This window comes from Neochlamydia sp. TUME1 (genome assembly GCF_000813645.1).
Taxonomy (GTDB): Bacteria; Chlamydiota; Chlamydiia; order Chlamydiales; family Parachlamydiaceae; genus Neochlamydia.
The window spans coordinates 1-16066 of record NZ_JRXI01000197.1; the positions used below are offsets into that span (position 1 = coordinate 1).

Below are 16066 nucleotides of genomic sequence, written 5' to 3' on the forward strand. Positions count from 1 at the left end.
CATAAGTATCAGTTGCCCAATCCCATGTTGTAACAGTATCGCCAATCGCATAGCTGATTTTCCCGTCTGCTCGACAAATAGAGATGGCGTCAGAAGGCAATCTTAGCATCGCTTTACGTTTCCAAGTCTCAATCTTAGGAGAGGACCACTCAAGAGTTACCTCATTTTTTTCTGCTTGATATCTAGGCTGCACAAAGAAACCTTGTAATAATCGTTTTATTTTAGCAGCGGAAGATAAATAAGTTAATGCCTCGGTCCTGACTTTTGGCGATATGCTTACAGGAAAAAGACCTTCTTGTTTAGGAACTTCGGCATAAATTTTTTCACTCCCGGCTTTTTCAAAAAAAGTGAAAGTACCTTCTAAGTTGGTATGAGTAGCTATAGGATTAAATGAAAATGCAAACATATTGCTTCCTTGGATCAAAATATAAGTTAACTTAATGTTTAAAAAATAAATGTATAGCTGAATTTTAATATCCAACACAATTGAAAATAAAAATTTACTTTCATAAGGGCTGCTTTACTACTTTCCTTTAGCTATTCTTTTTCCTATCCCCCTCACTTAAAGCAAAAAATAACCTTAAGGTAAAATAGCCTTGCTACATAACTTTCAGGAAGTTTTTTAGACATTAAACTACCAGGCTATTCTTTAAAATGACTGGTGGCAGCTAGCGTAAGTTAAAGTACTTAAGCCAAGCAAAATTTTGAAGGAAGTTAGCAAAAGCATGTGAGCCTTACTCGTTTTCAATTTAAAGATTCACCACAAACTTCTTTTAGCGCGTCTGCTTACCTCATCTGCTCACTTCTTGCAAAAAAGCTCAACATAGATTCTCAAGAGAAGCATTTCCACTTTTTGTACTCTACAAATTTACCCCAGTCGTAATCAACGTTTCTCGTTAGCTCTATCTAATCATTTTTTATTGTAAAAAAGGAAAAGGTGAAAGAGGGAAAACTTGAGGATTTACCAGAAGCACAATAATTAATTCTAAAATCATTCCTTCCTAGCAAGACTTAAAAAGAATGTAAAGATTATCTGCATGCGGTTTGTAGAAAAATCTGCCCTAGCAGTTTTTGAATGCTTCGCTACAGGCTCTCATAGGCATGATGTTGCCTACACAACAATAAAGCGCGTGTAGTTCAAGGGTTTATCAAGATTAGTCAGAAGGCAAGAAGATGACAGGCTAGATAAAATGCTACAATGCAAGCCTTGCTTTAGCTTGCTGGAATGTTAAATTGGCAACATTTACCAATGGTGATTCTTTTAGTAGTGAAAAAGAGGGAACTAATGATCGAACATAAATTAAAGGAAAAGGAATAAGCGGAGCCTATGGGTTGAGGCAAAGGGCTTGCTATAATTTTCAAGCATCTAGCTGCCTTGGAGACCTAGCCTTGAATGGTTGAACTTTTAATTAACCAAGTTTACCATTCATCAATAAGATAAAAAATTTATTAAATTTATCCCTACTTTACAAACAATAGGATGGTAAGTTGGCCGAGCCACATTTTGGCTTCAAAGGAAAGGGGGACAGGCCTTGTTTTAAGAAAAAACATAATGAAAACCTTTTTCTTATATTAAGTTAATAAAATTGTGTATTGCCTCCCTTAATGAGACAGCATAGTAAGCCTAGAAATTAAAAAGAGGAAGGAAAGACAATTGGTTTGTGGTAAACTCAAATTAAAGTTATAGAAGGTAAAAAAAAGGCAAGCATTCTATGGTTGAAGAAGATCGCCCAGATCCAGAAGCTTTACTTCAGTTGATTAACCGGGAAGAAGAAAAAAGTAAAGGAGGAAAACTTAAAATTTTTTTTGGGATGGCTGCTGGCGTAGGTAAAACTTATGCGATGCTAGAGGACGGTCAACAGCGTCGCTTAGAAGGAGTAGATATTGTCATAGGTGTCATTAACACCCATGGACGAAAAGAAACCGCTGCTCTTACGGATGGTTTGGAAAGTATTCCTGAAAAATCCATTAGCTATAGGGGAAACATTTTCACAGAGCTTGATATAGATACTATCATCAAACGCAAGCCCCATATCGTTCTTATAGATGAACTAGCGCATACCAATGTTCCTGGGTCGCGCCATACGAAACGATGGCAGGATGTAATAGAGATCCTTGAAGCAGGAATCGATGTTTACACCACCTTAAATGTTCAACATATTGAAAGCCGTAAGGATGTAGTGGAAGAAATTACAGGCATTGTAATCCGTGAAACTGTTCCTGATAGCCTTATAGAAAGAGCTTCTCAAATCGAGTTAGTGGATATCACTCCTACGGGGCTTTTAAGGCGCCTTAAAGAAGGGAAAGTTTATATAGGGCCTCAATCTGAAATTGCTGCAAAAAATTTTTTCCAAGTCGATCGATTAACGGCTTTAAGAGAAATAGCGCTGCGGCTAACAGCAGAAAAAGTGGATCATGATCTGCATGGATTACTGCCTAGTGCTGAAAGATCTAGCTTATGGAAACCCTCTGAGCGCCTAATGGTAGCGATTAGCCCCAGCCCTCATTCTCAGCGCTTAATTCGCCTTGCACGCCGTTATGCCTTTACCCTAGACGCTCCTTGGATTGCTTTGCATGTCGATAATGGGAAGAAGCTAAGTGAAAAGGATCAGAAACAGCTAGCCAAAAATCTCTCTCTTGCTAGAGAACTCGGAGCAGAAGTTATCACGACTGCAGATACTTCTATAGGAATAGCCTTAAAAAGGATGGCCAAACAAAAAAACGTTACTCAAATTATTATTGGTCGTCCACAGAACACCTTGTTTAAAAAATTGATGGGAATGAGTAATCTTCTTGATATCCTCAATCAAGAGGCTAGCGGTATCGATGTACATGTAATCCATCATGATGCCTCTGTTCCCCTACATGCATCTCCCTGGGCTAAAGTAGAATTTACAAGCACCTATAAAGATTATGGATGGGCCCTTTTTTTTACCCTACTTATAGCTATGCTAGGGGGAATATGCTCCTTATATCTAAGCTACCAAATGCTAGGATTTATTTTCTTTTTTTTCTTTTTAGGCTTTAGCCTATTCCTAGGAAAAGGTCCGCTTGTTTTATCGGCCACAATTTTTTCTTTGATTTGGTCCATGCTCTTTTTACCTTCTTTTAATTCAGCTTATTTTGGAGAAATGGAAATAGGTTTATTTTTATCTTTTGCAGCCGCTACTTGCGTTTTAAGCATCCTTACTGACCGCATTAAAAAACGCGAGCAACTGCTTAGGCATCGAGAAGAAAAATCACAAGTGCTTTATGAAATTGTAAAGGAACTAGCTACCACTTCTTTTAATAAAGAATTATTTTTATCTATCTGTGCTCGCCTAAATAACTTGCTAGACGGAAGAGCCGAAATTTTTCTGAAAAAAGTTGATGATGGTCTTATGATCAATGTCGAGACCGATTTGCTAAAAGATGAAAAAGAGAAAGCTGTGGCTACCTGGGTATTTGAAAACACAAAAATGGCAGGATGGTCTACAGATACATTATCATCCGTTAATAATCTTTACCTACCCTTAAAAGGATTTAAAGAAACAGTAGGCATTCTAGCTTTTCGACCTAATTTCCCTAAAGTAATACAACAAGAAGAAATAACTCTTCTTCAAACAATCTGCCAACAGGTAGCTCATTATGTGGAAAGGACCTTTAAAGAAGAAAAGTTACGAAAAAATGAATATCTTAAACAGATTGAAAAAGTTCAACATAACATTCTAAGCTCTCTTTCTTTGGAGTTTAAAACACCACTACATTCAATCAGGGGGGCAGCACGTGAACTAAAAAGTGCGGAACTTGCCAAGAATGCAGAGCTTCGTTCGCATAAGATTCAACAGATTGAAGAATCTTCTAATTATTTAAATCGCATGGTAGAGAATATAGTGACTATGTCTCAATTAAGCACAGGCTTTCTCAAAGTCTCCAAAAAATTACTAAGCCTCTCTGAAGTGATTGAAGCGAGCGTAGCAAGCTTACAAAAAAACCTTGAAAAACATATCATAAAAGTTGAAGTCGATAAAGATATCCCTCCTATTTATTATGATTTTTCTTTGATAGAACTTCTTCTTTGTAACTTATTAATTAATGCTGCTGCTTACTCTCTGCCAGGTAAAGAAATTTTAATTTCTTCTCATAAAATGGAAAAATTTGTTCTTCTTTCTGTCGCGGATGAAGGGCCAGGCATTCCTCTTAATTTTATTCCTCGGCTTTTTGAAAAATTTTATCGAATTCCTGGCACGCCATCTAATGGAATGGGTTTGGGGCTAGCCGTAGTAAAAACAATCGCGGATCTTCATCAAGCAAAAATTGAGGTTCATAATCGCCCTAAAAGAGGAACAGTGTTCACTCTCTATTTTCCTCTAGAGAACAAGTAAAAATTATGAAGAGATACAAATAAACATTTATACACATTACTTTTATATAAGAAATTTCTGCCAATTATCTTAGGTATCCCCCCACCCTATATGCTGTCCAAAAAACCTTGCCTATAACTCAATCTAGCAGTAGATATTTTCAGGCATATTAATTAATAAGATGTACTAAGCTCATTAAGCTTCCGGTAGGCAAGCATAACTTTTTTTAGTTTAAGCTCTTTTAAATGGTAGAAATAGTTGGATTAAAAAACGTCTGGTTAAAAGAAAATTGAAGAGAGTCGATGAAAAAATTCATTTTATGTTGACATGGATTTGATTACTTTGATACCCTAGAGGGGTAGGGTATATCTTTATAACCCAAAAGGTATTTATGAAAAATTCAAAGGGTGAACATACACAAGCCAAGCCCCCCTCTTATCATGATCAACTCTCGCATTTAAATAGAATAAGCGGGCAGTTAGAAGGAATAAAAAAGATGATTAAAGAGGAAAGGTATTGCCCGGAAATCTTAACTCAGCTTAGAGCCATCCGTTCGGCTGTAAAAAGCGTTGAAAGGCGGATCTTGGATAACCATCTATCCTCCTGCGTGACCGAAGCCTGCCTTTCTCACAATCAAGAAGAGCAAAAAAAGAAAATTGAAGAGATTAGAATATTGATTAAACGATTTGATTGAATTTTAAGCATAAAGTAATTCGAGATAGCATAAGAAGGGAGGAAACATCTTCATTATCACGCGAGCCTTTCCGCAATCAAAATGAATGGGGAGCAGGGCAGTGATTGATCTGAGGGAAAATTAGAGTCTTTAGAGTCGTTCAAAATAATAATTAGAATTAATTAATAATTTAAAAAAGGAAAAAACATGAAAATTTTACTAAGTTTATTAGGTGCTTCTTTTTTAGCAGCTAGTTTTCTTACTGCTGCTCCAGCTATGAATAACTGTGAGTGCTCACAGTGTACTTGCACTCAAGATAAGCATTGTGGATGTTATGCTAAATCGGGATGCCACGGTTTATCCCCGACCGCTACAGGGGAAGAATCCTCTCAAGAAAAAAATTCTAGTATTGCTAATTAAAATCATTGAGATTCTCCTTATTCCCTTTCTATATGCATTTTAGAAATGTTTAAAGAAAAAAAAGACATTTCTAAAATGCTCTCTTAAAATCGTTAATGGATACAATGCTTATCCACTTAAGCCAATCTCTCTATAATTAATAAAAGGCATCCCTTTTCTATATATCATAGAAAGTTAAGGAAATAGGAATTAAAAGAATGAGCTTCAAAAAAAGGTTTATTTGAAGAGCGGGGTTTAATGCACGTTGAGGATCCTTACGCTTGTTAGCTTTTCTAGCTCCATACAACACTTTTAGAAGGTTGATAATTTCTTAAGATGCGGTGCAGCTACCAGAAAAAGACCTGAAAAGTTTCAGAATGAGTTGCTTATAAAGAACAAAGCTAAAGAATTTTCCCTTGCAATAAATAAAAAAACAAATAAAACTGGAATAAGTATCTAAATTTAAAGGGGCCTTAACAATCATTCGATTAAGTGGTAAGATTCTAAGATAGCTTTGCTAGAGGAAACGAGTTATTAGCCTTGTATGCCAAAAAGCGTAAGTGCGTGGCTCAAAGGCTTAAATTACCTAGGTAGTTATTTTAAGGAAATTTTAAATCTAATTAATTACAAGACATCTAATTTTAAATAAACAAAATGCGAAGGGCTTATTAATGGACTTAGAGAATGAATTTTTATTAAGCTACCAGGTCTTAAAGCCTTTTAGAGAGGATTTTGGACAAAATGTACCCAGCGTTTACAAGCAGGCTAACTGGAAAGGGAGAGTTTACTGCTTTATTCAATTAATCAGTTCCCCAATCACTGCTTTATTTAAAGTAGGGAGAAAAGTTGGAGCTGTTGCAAGCTTAGTTGCCACTGTGGCTAGCTTAAGTCTATACCTTATTACAAAATGTTTAGGGAAGATTTGGAAAAGAAAGCCTATAAAGCGACAGGATGTGTTGAATGAAGCGGCAAATATTAAAAAACTTACCTTATATGCCTTAGATCTATCCATAGCGTTAGCCTTGTCTCCTATTGGCCTATTGGCCTCTAGAGTACGCTACCTTATAGGAATAATTTATCCACCTTTAGCTTTCTCTCCAAGCTTTTTGGTAATAAAAATTTAATAATTTTTTACATAAAAATTAAATTTTTTGCTGTAGAAAAGCATAAACAATGCCACCCCTATAGAAAAATCCCTTAATAATTTTGTTTAAAAACTTCGTTTATTCACTCCTTTAAAAAAATTAGCCTTTGAAGGCTTCTCTTTCCTTGAAAGCAGCTTTTAAGTATATGCCTGCAAGAGAGGAATTGATCAGACGCCTATAAGAAAGCGCCACCCCTTTTTTTAATAAAATAAAAGCAAATTCAACAGCAGATGAAGCATAATGCTTAGCTATCCTGAAGATTTGAACGGCCAAGAATGGGAAGGAATCAAGCATATTTTTTTCTTTTTTCTAGGGAAGAGGACTTGCTGCCCCTTCCGAACAAGGCATCTTACTTGCTATTCTTTAGGTAAATTATCCAGGATTCTAATAGAGATATCTTCCTTATGACTATCCTCCCGGCAAAGGTATGTTTAATTATTTCCCTAGACGGAAGCTTATCGAGAAATTTGAAAAGATGAATGCATACCCCTGCAAGAAGAAAAGAATGCCAATGGAAAAAAAGAAGGGCCGCCAGCAGACCTAGGGGATAGCCAGAGCATGAAAAACCCAAGCTATGGCAGTCTAAAAGGCTAAGAGGGAGGAAAAAAATCAGAGGAAGAGAAAGACATTTTTCAGTAAATATTTAAAGGTTTTTTAATAGATTGCCATCTAACAGCAGCCAACCTATCTGATAAAGAAGGCTTAAGAAAACTTTTCAATGGTAATCAATGCAAATCCTTAGAAAAAGTATGGGTAGATCAAGGCTATCAAGAAGAAGAGATAAAAGCTACGGGCTAAAATTAGGATAAGGAAGCTGAAGTAGAGAAAAAACCGCCAGGTAGGACAGGCTTTTCTATGAAAGCTGGAAGGCCATGTGTATCTCTTAACAGGAAGAATTTAATGTTTTTCCTCAAAGCTGGAGAGTAGAGAGAACTTTAGCATGAATAAACAAAAACTAGAGGTTATCAAGTATTAAGAATACTTACCTACAACTTCGCAAGCTAGGATTTATAACTCAATATTTAGGACTAGATCAAGGAGTGAATGGGCTGCAGGGCCCCATTTCAGGCTATAATTTGAAATTGCGGGTAAGAGTTAGAAGGCTGGCTATAATTAACTTCTAAGCATGCTATATAGCTACTTCCAAAGTGTGCTTGGATAAGAGAAAGCAATTTTTCTAATTTTTCCTTAGGACCTTGTGCTATAATTTCTACTCTTCCATCTTTAAGATTACGCACGGTGCCTGTAAGCCCTAGTTGAGAGGCATAATGAAGAGTAGTTGATCGAAAACCGACACCTTGCACGTGTCCCGAGACTAAAGCATGTAATTCTAATAGCTCGTGGAAAGGATTCAATCTATTCATTTTTTATAATTTAAGAGTTTACCATAGAGGACGCTGCTGACAACCCCGCCCCTTTCTGTGGGCTGAATGTCTTTAAGTTTAAATAATATCTTCATAAAATTGCCAATTTTTTTTAACAAGATATCTCGCCTTCTGAGTGATCATTAATTTCATTTTCATTCATTTCCCCTAGAGGGAAGTTTAAAATCAAATCTTGTACCTGCTCTATTGATTCAGCTCTACTTATTTGTTCCCTAAAAGCTCGTGTTCCAGCAGATTTTTTTAGATACCAACAACCTACTCGACGCATGTCTACCACTGCACGGCGTGTCTGTTGATAATTAATCGTATAATTGAAATGCTCAAGCAAGGCCTGTCGGCAGTCTTCTAAAGTACGGCTCCTAGGCTCTTCCCCTTGAAGCTTTCTAATGATATCTTCTACAATCCAAGGTTGGCCTAAAGTTCCACGGGAGACAAGGATGGCATCGCAGCCGGTGTGCTCAAACATTTTCTCTGCAGCCAAGGCATCAAATATATCTCCATTGCCAATAATTTTGATCGATTTTGCAACCTCTTTGCATGCCTTAATCCAATCCCAATTGGCCGCTCCTCGGTAACCCTGTTGGCGCGTACGGCCATGAATACATATAGCTTTTGCACCGGCTTGCTCTGCTATTTGTGTGATCAAAGGAGCATTGATAAGATTTTCATCCCATCCAGCTCGTATCTTGACAGTCACCGGGATTTTAACAGCAGCCACCATTTTCTCTAAAACCTCTCCAATCAAGGCAGGATTTTTCATCATTCCCGATCCACTTCCATCCTTAGTCACCTTATCGACAGGACAGCCACAATTTAAGTCGACAACATCAAAACCTAAGTCTTCAATAATTTTTGCAGCCTGGCCGGCAATTTCTGGTTTACTTCCGCAGATTTGCCCTCCAATAGGATGCATGCGGCGAGCATAATCCAAAATATGAAAGGTTCCTTGGTCAAAGCGCACCAGAGCATCCATTTTGACCATTTCACAATATATCAATCCCGGATGATAATTAGCTGACATTTGACGAAAAGGATAATCAGAGCATCCCGCCAAAGGTGCATAGAAGATATTATTAGGAAGCTGGATAGCCCCTAGCTGAAAAGGCATCTGGAGAAATGATGTTCTGTCTTTCATCGAATTAGAAAAATAATTAAATCTTTAAGAAGATTTAGGCTAAAAAAAGCAAGAATGGGACTAATATCCACCATTCCGAAAGGAGGAATAATTTTTCGAAAAAGATTGAGATAAGGATCGGTATAGAAAGCTATAAATTGCATAAATCTATATTGCATGAGTTGCGGTGCCCAAGAAGAAATAATTCTGCCAAAAAGCATCAGCATATAGATTTGAAAAAGCAGATCAACGATAGGAATAAGCCACATAAAAAATAAGGGGTAGTAAATTATTAGGACTCTAATATATAAAAAAAAGTCTTTTCTGTCTAAGAACTTTAACCTATAATGGGACCTTTGTTTGGGAATATTTTAAGCTTAGGAAAAAGCGCATGTTGGATAAGCCAGAGGCTTCTATCACATTAGGCCTGGAGCTAGAAAAAACCGTTTTGAGGGGCATTCAACTAGCCTACAATAAAGGAAAGCCCACTTTTAGCAAGCTTTTTGAAATAACAGGAGAGTTTGATAATGTAAATCCGCTTTACATTTATGAAGAGCACCCTGATTTGCAAAAAAGCCTTCAGAAAGATTTAGTAATCACAGCGTTAGATACCCCCGAAGTGCTTATACGCCATCTCGGAATAAAATTAAAAAAAGAAAAAGATATAGAACAAGTATTAGCTTTTCAAGCCGAACCTCTGCTACCCTATCCTTCAGATCATGCTGTCTTAGATTATCTTAAGATTGGCCATTCAGAAGAGGGGTCTTTATTAACTGTTTTAGCTGCCCGCAAAGACTACATCCAAAGACATCTACAACGTTGTTCCCAGCTTGGGATAGAACCTGAGGTTATTACTGCTATACCCGCAGCTTTATACAATTTTGCTATCACCTGCGTGTCTTCATCTAACCCTTATTGTATCATACATCTTGGTACTCAGCAATCTACAGCCGTACTTATACAAGATTCCAAGCTTATTGCCGCTCAGTCCATTTTAGGAGGCATACAAACACTTAAAGAAGCCTTGATAGAAGGAGAAGATGGTTCGATTAACTTTGCTGGCCCTCACGGTAACTTACTGGGCGCCAATCAGGCCGTTCCTACTTACCAAGCTTGGGAAAGTTTGCGCCTAGAAATTAAACGTGTAGTTTTTTCTCTCTCCAAACAAGCCAGGGGACAAGAAGTTAAAGAATTATTAATTACCGGTTCTGCTTCTTTAATTCCCAACTTAGGAGCCTCTTTAGCTTCAGATTTAAGAATGCAACAAATTTTTCCCCAACCCGAGATTTTCCCTCAATTAACTGTGGATAAAATGCAAGAATTTGCAGCGCCCTTAGGCATAGCTTTAGCGGGCCTTCCTCTTCTAAAAGACAAAATTAATTTTCGTAGACAGGAATTTTCCTATCCTCATCCTTGGAAAAGATTGACCAAATCTTTATGTGCCTATGCAGGCTTATGTATCGCTTTAGCTTTAGCTTTATATATATTTACTCAGTCTTATCTTGCTTATCATCTCGATAAGGTTAGGCAAGATTATATTGAACTCTTACAGGTTATGAATAAGCCCTACGCTAATTTTGAGAGCTCGTACGAAGGAAAAAACTCTTTATTCAATGCTTCTGATAGCCAAGCTAAAGACATTTTAGAGCTCTCTGAAAAAGATCTTTTAGAACGCGTCCATTATCTTGAAAAAAATTTACAGAGTAATCCTGATATTTTTCCCCTTTTACCGATCGTTCCTAAAGTAAGCGATGTTTTAGCCTGGTTAAGCACGCAAGATGTCCTTATAGGAAAATGCAAAGGGGAAAAACTTCCTTTGCCACCCATTCAAATCGAGAGCTTTCATTACGCTTTAGTTAAAAGACCTGAACAACATAAGAAGCAGGAAAAATACCAGGTAAAAGTTGAAATTGAGTTTACAAGTTCGATACCCAAGCAAGCACGGGAATTCCATGATGTATTGATTGAGCCCAATTCCTTTGTAGATCCTAAAGGAGAAGTAAAATGGAATAGCAGCCATGGTCGCTATAGAACGTCCTTTTACTTAAAAGATAAAACTCTTTATTCCTCTTCTTCATAAGAATAACAAAAAAAATTAAAATGTTAGAAACTATTCCTCGTAAGCGACTTCTCTTTTATGGTTTGTGCATCGGATTGCTGCCCTTAATTTTTGTGGCTCTGCATTTTTATTCACAATTAGAAAAGCTGAATCATCTGAAAGAGACGATCCATTGCACCCATGACACAGCTATCATGCGTGAAAAGAAGCAAGCCACCAATATGGCTGTTATCCAGCACTTTCGTGAAGCTGATCATCATTATATTGATAAATATTTGGAAACTTTGGTTTTCCTTGAAACGGAAATTGAAAGTCTTCAAAAGCTTGAAAACAATAAAAATTTTGCTTTCGATGATGACTTAAAAAAAAGGTTAGAATATTTAGCCAATAATAATAGCTTAGCCTTTACTGAAGGGGTCGTACAGTCCTATCCTCTTTTTCAAGAAACTACCGAAACACTTGTCCATCCTGTGGAAGTGGATGTGGAAGATATCCAAAAAATTTTATCTCGCATTGAAGCTATCCCTATTGGACCCTACGCTCCTCCTTCTCATCCCCCTCAACTTCTTATTTTAGATTTCAAAATTAATAGAAAAAATATTTCCGAAAATAATGAAGCTTTCAGCCTAGATTTAAAACTATTAAAAAGAGAATTTCTTTAGACTTTATGAAACAACTTAAACTCCTACCACTTCTTATCTTTCTTGTCTGTATAGCTCATGGATGTATACCTACCAGCCTCAGGGATGAACAGCCAGCTTTAATTAGCATCAACTTAATTGATCGCAATGGGCTTAATGAGACTATTACCAATAAAGAGCGCTTGAATCAATACGAAAATGTAAATTTTCTAGGAGCTCAACCTTATCAAAAAGTTTTAAGAGTCTATCAAAAAGATAGCCAAGGAAGCTCTCCAGCCTATATTACTACCTACTATGAAAATGGACAGCCTCGGCAATATTTAGAAGCTGTCAACAATCGTGCTTATGGGTTTTACCGAGAATGGTATAAAGATGGCACTTTAAAGCTTGAAGTTACTCTTATTGGAGGGATTGCAGACTTAACATCTAGCGCTGAAAAAAGCTGGCAATTTGAAGGACGCGCGCGCGCGTGGGATGAAAATGGTAACATTCAGACAGAAATAACTTATGAAAAGGGCTTGTTAGAAGGAGATTCTATTTACTATCATCCAAATGGAAGGATATGGAAACGTATTCCTTTTCATAAGAATCAAGCGAATGGCATAGCAGAATACTATCTTGATAATGGCCAACTTTTACAAACGATCATTTTTTGCAACGGAGCTCGCCATGGTGAAGCTATACGCTACTGGCCGCCAAAAAAAATTGCTGCTCAGGAATATTTTGACCAAGGACTATTGGTTACTGGCCAATATTTTGATAGAGAAGGTAGTCTTATAGCTGAAATTATCGAGGGCGAAGGATATCGAGCCATCTTTAATAAAAAAAATGTGCAAGAATTACAGCAATTTCAAGGAGGAGTTTTACAAGGTAAAGTAAAAATTTTTGATGAAAGCAATCGTCTTCAGCGCCTTTATCATATAGAAAATGGCTTAAAAAATGGGGAAGAGTATGAGTATTTCCTTTTAAAAGGCTTAAAAGAGGCGCGTCCCAAATTGTTAATCAATTGGTATCAAGGTAAAATTAATGGGTATGTAAAAACCTGGTATGAAAATGGTACCGTCGAGAGTCAGCGAGAAATAGTCAATAATAAACGCAATGGGTTAGCTACAGCTTGGTATCAAGATGGAAGTTTGATGCTTATCGAAGAATATGACCGAGACCTAATTATGAAAGGTGGATATTACAAAAGAGGGGATAAAAATCCGATAAGCGAAATTTTAAATGGCCAAGGAGTAGCTACCCTTTATGATGGAGATGGCCGTTTTATTCGAAAAATTCATTATTATAATGGGAAGCCTCAGGAATAGCTAAATTTTTCCTTGCTTTTTTCTTATTTATAAGATATAAATTAGCTACCGTTGAAAGACGCTCTCTTCTTAAAAAAATAGCTTTTAATTAAATAAATCAGTAAAAAACTTATAAAAAATGCTTGGGCAAATCAATTTTTTCATACCAAGCATTCATGCTTTTTCTCTTTATCTATTCGTATAAATTTATTATTCTTTCTTTGGATTTTTATTAAAATTGGAGATTATTATGGCTCAAGCTAACGATGCAGAACGTAAAAAAGCACTCGATTTGGCAGTTAGCCAAATTAAAAAGCAATTTGGCGATGGTGCCATTATGTCGCTCGGCAAGCACTCTTCCGAGCGAGAAATTAGTGTAATTAAAACTGGCGCCCTTTCTTTAGATGTAGCTTTAGGCATTGGGGGAGTTCCCAGAGGACGCGTGGTGGAAATTTATGGGCCTGAATCTTCAGGTAAATCTACTTTAGCATTACATATAGTTGCCAATGCGCAACGTAATGGTGGTGTAGCGGCTTATATTGATGCAGAGCATGCTTTAGACCCTGGCTATGCGACCAAGATCGGGGTTAATATTGATAATCTATTAATTTCTCAACCTGATAGTGGAGAAGAAGCTTTAAACATTGCGGAAGCATTAGCGCGTTCGAATGCTATCGATGTAATTATCATCGACTCTGTAGCAGCCTTAGTGCCTAAATCAGAGCTTGAGGGGGAAATCGGCGATACTCACGTAGGTTTGCAAGCACGTATGATGTCCCAAGCTTTACGGAAGCTAACATCTGCTCTAGCTAAAAGCAACACTTGCGCTATTTTTATTAACCAAATTCGTGAGAAGATTGGGGTCATGTATGGCAACCCTGAGACCACCACGGGTGGAAGAGCTTTAAAATTTTATTCTTCTGTACGCTTGGATATTCGTCGTACAGCAGGAATTAAAGGAAATGAAAATGTAGAGATTGGTAATCGCGTACGAGTCAAAGTAGCAAAAAATAAAATGGCCCCTCCCTTCTTAACTGCTGAGTTTGATATTCTGTTCAACGAGGGCATTTCTCGCACCGGAACAGTTATTGACATGGCAGCTGAATACAATATTGTAGATAAAAAGGGTGCGTGGTTTAGCTACAAAGGCCAGCGTCTAGGGCAAGGCAGAGAAGCCGTTAGAGAAGAGCTTAAGAATAATACCAAGTTGCTAGAAGAACTAGAAACCTTAGTATTAGAGCATCTTAATAATAAGATTGCAGCCAAAACAAGTAAAGCCTCCGAAGCTGAAGAATCTTTAGCAGAGCTTATGGAAGTTTAATTGTAATCTTTAAGCCGCAAGGCTTATGACCCTCTTTATTTAGGACTTTTGCCTACTTTGGCAAAAGTCCTTTTTGCATTCCATCTTTTTCAAGTAAACTCTTCCCCCTTCAATTTTTAATAATATGGTCTTAAGAAGCTCCTTTTGCAGTCGCATGTTTTATAAGTAAAAGCTCTTTAGCTGAAGGAACAGCTTTCAGAGGGTTGGGCATACCATCTTAATTTTTAAAGCGTCTATAATTTTTTAAAGCATATAAATGTTAAGTTAAAAGAATGTAAGGCTGCTTCTAACTTTACCTATTTCGCGCTATATCCTATCGGTAAATATTTATTTTGGCCTACAGACTTTACCTTGGAAAAATAAAACAGGGCTTTTAATTCGTCTTCATCAATACAGGCTTCATGGCTTACCAAGGCATCCATTAACACATCCTCTTGAACCTCTAGCTTGTAGCGTTCCGGCCTTTAGCTTTATTATTTTCTTCATCTCCCCCTAGCCATTTTTTTAAGCTGCCTTGATGCTTTATATATAGGCTGCAGCTGCATTAGAGTTTACTAGCTTGTCCAAATTTTTGGCGAAGCGATCTTCCTTAATAAAGGTTAATATTGTAGAGAAGAATACGCTTTCAGGCTACTTCTTATGTGATCCCATACTTTATAAAATTGATCTCATTAAGTAGAGAGGCAACTTTCAGAGGGTTAGGTATGCAGACTTAGTTTTTTTAAAGCGTAGAACTACGTAAGGTGTAATTATTGAGATTGCTAACAGCCTTTTTTACCTCCAAATAAAAAGGAGATCGATAGAGATAGAAAAGTTTGGAAAAAAGGAATTATTTTTTTAACCTCTTATTTTACAATAAAAGATCGTAAATCAGTTTATTGACAGCCTGCCTTTAAAATGTAAATGATGGCATTGATTACCTATTACCTAAAATGCCTAGATGACTTGTCATCTCTTTTCTTGCATATACATCCACATGCGTCCTTCTTAATAGATTGCCTTGCCGACGTTGAGCTATTTGTTACTTGCTGTGCCTATACTTGCATCTGCAGGCACGCTAAAAACTTGGGCAATAGCTTGAAGAATTTAGGTCATAAGCGTCCAACAGGATGTAGCCTTTGATTCTTCTAAGGGTGAAGCAAAAAGAGAGCGGAAAATGCGTCAGCATGATAACGGCAAATGGAGAATTTAGACGAAGAGCTACTTAGCCATTTGCCTGGACCTGCATGAAATTATTTATCAAGTAAATTACCAGCATCAGATAGCAATAAAACGGATGATTTAGTGGCTAACGAGGATGATCCTTTAAGCTACCAAAGAATGTCCATGGGGATGCTGCTTACAAGCAAGCTTCCTTCCCTTTATCTTACAGGCGAGGTATAGCTATTTAAATTCTATTTTTCTAAGGATTTATGTATAATCGATTGGCATGGTATATTCACACGATTTAAGAAAAAAAGCTTTGAATTATATAAAGAATGGCGGCTCAATGGCCACAGCTAGTGAGGTGTTTGGCGTAACAGTTCGCACGTTAACAAACTGGATTAAGCGGAAAAAACAAGGTGATCTAGCTCCCAAAAAAAGACGGCCAAGCCCCAGTAAAATTGATAGTGAAAAGCTAAAGTTATATATAAAACAAACTTCTGATGCATACCTTAGAGAAATAGTTGAGGCATTTGAAGTGACAATATCTGCAG

General features: G+C 37.1%; 14 protein-coding genes. 9 read left to right on the plus strand and 5 right to left on the minus strand.

Annotation, left to right across the window (positions count from 1 at the left end; translation table 11 throughout):
• The coding region (locus DB41_RS09090; protein WP_039386507.1) for a hypothetical protein at positions 1-406 on the minus strand (406 nt) is incomplete at its 3' end.
• Between the two features lie 1306 nt (positions 407-1712).
• Between DB41_RS09090 and DB41_RS09095 the strand changes: the two genes are divergently transcribed.
• The 4 genes from DB41_RS09095 (at position 1713) to DB41_RS09110 (ending at position 6539) form a co-directional block, all read left to right on the plus strand.
• On the plus strand, positions 1713-4364 hold the full coding sequence (locus tag DB41_RS09095; RefSeq protein ID WP_039386509.1) for an ATP-binding protein: 2652 nt from the start codon (positions 1713-1715) through the stop codon (positions 4362-4364).
• A gap of 370 nt (positions 4365-4734) precedes the next feature.
• Positions 4735-5037: a metal-sensitive transcriptional regulator gene (locus tag DB41_RS09100; RefSeq protein ID WP_039386511.1), complete on the plus strand. Its 303-nt coding sequence runs from the start codon at positions 4735-4737 to the stop codon at positions 5035-5037.
• 186 nt (positions 5038-5223) lie between these two features.
• Positions 5224-5436 carry a hypothetical protein gene (locus tag DB41_RS09105; RefSeq protein WP_039386513.1) on the plus strand — a complete coding sequence of 71 codons (213 nt, stop codon included), beginning with the start codon at positions 5224-5226 and terminating at the stop codon, positions 5434-5436.
• Positions 5437-6086: 650 nt separating this feature from the next.
• Complete coding sequence (locus DB41_RS09110; RefSeq protein ID WP_039386514.1) at positions 6087-6539, plus strand: hypothetical protein; 453 nt, start codon at positions 6087-6089, stop codon at positions 6537-6539.
• A 1085-nt stretch (positions 6540-7624) separates the two neighbouring features.
• On the opposite strand, the gene DB41_RS09120 is transcribed toward DB41_RS09110, so the two are convergent.
• The 3 genes from DB41_RS09120 to DB41_RS09130 form a co-directional block, all read right to left on the minus strand.
• Positions 7625-7924 carry an acylphosphatase gene (locus DB41_RS09120; RefSeq protein WP_039386517.1) on the minus strand — a complete coding sequence of 100 codons (300 nt, stop codon included), beginning with the start codon at positions 7922-7924 and terminating at the stop codon, positions 7625-7627.
• Positions 7925-8036: 112 nt separating this feature from the next.
• Complete coding sequence (gene dusB / locus DB41_RS09125) at positions 8037-9053, minus strand: tRNA dihydrouridine synthase DusB (RefSeq protein ID WP_039386528.1); 1017 nt, start codon at positions 9051-9053, stop codon at positions 8037-8039.
• A 23-nt stretch (positions 9054-9076) separates the two neighbouring features.
• Positions 9077-9328 carry a YggT family protein gene (locus tag DB41_RS09130; protein ID WP_039386519.1) on the minus strand — a complete coding sequence of 84 codons (252 nt, stop codon included), beginning with the start codon at positions 9326-9328 and terminating at the stop codon, positions 9077-9079.
• A gap of 122 nt (positions 9329-9450) precedes the next feature.
• Here DB41_RS09130 and DB41_RS09135 point away from each other — a divergent pair, with 122 nt between their 5' ends.
• The 4 genes from DB41_RS09135 (at position 9451) to recA (ending at position 14369) form a co-directional block, all read left to right on the plus strand.
• A complete protein-coding gene (locus tag DB41_RS09135; RefSeq protein WP_039386520.1) occupies positions 9451-11139 on the plus strand; it encodes a pilus assembly protein PilM in 1689 nt (562 codons plus the stop codon).
• Positions 11140-11159: 20 nt separating this feature from the next.
• Positions 11160-11780, plus strand: a complete 621-nt coding sequence (locus DB41_RS09140; protein WP_039386522.1) for a hypothetical protein — start codon at positions 11160-11162, stop codon at positions 11778-11780.
• Positions 11781-11785: 5 nt separating this feature from the next.
• Positions 11786-13069, plus strand: coding sequence for a toxin-antitoxin system YwqK family antitoxin (locus DB41_RS09145; RefSeq protein WP_039386523.1), 1284 nt, complete (start codon positions 11786-11788; stop codon positions 13067-13069).
• 229 nt (positions 13070-13298) lie between these two features.
• Positions 13299-14369, plus strand: coding sequence for a recombinase RecA (gene recA, locus DB41_RS09150; protein WP_039386525.1), 1071 nt, complete (start codon positions 13299-13301; stop codon positions 14367-14369).
• A 296-nt stretch (positions 14370-14665) separates the two neighbouring features.
• Here recA and DB41_RS12580 read toward each other — a convergent pair whose 3' ends face one another.
• Entirely contained in the window at positions 14666-14791 is a 126-nt protein-coding gene (locus DB41_RS12580; RefSeq protein ID WP_255350937.1) for a hypothetical protein, read from the minus strand.
• 1067 nt (positions 14792-15858) lie between these two features.
• On the opposite strand from DB41_RS12580, the gene DB41_RS09155 reads away from it, so the two are divergent.
• Positions 15859-16066: IS630 transposase-related protein (locus DB41_RS09155; RefSeq protein ID WP_238578493.1), on the plus strand; the 208-nt coding region annotated here is incomplete at its 3' end.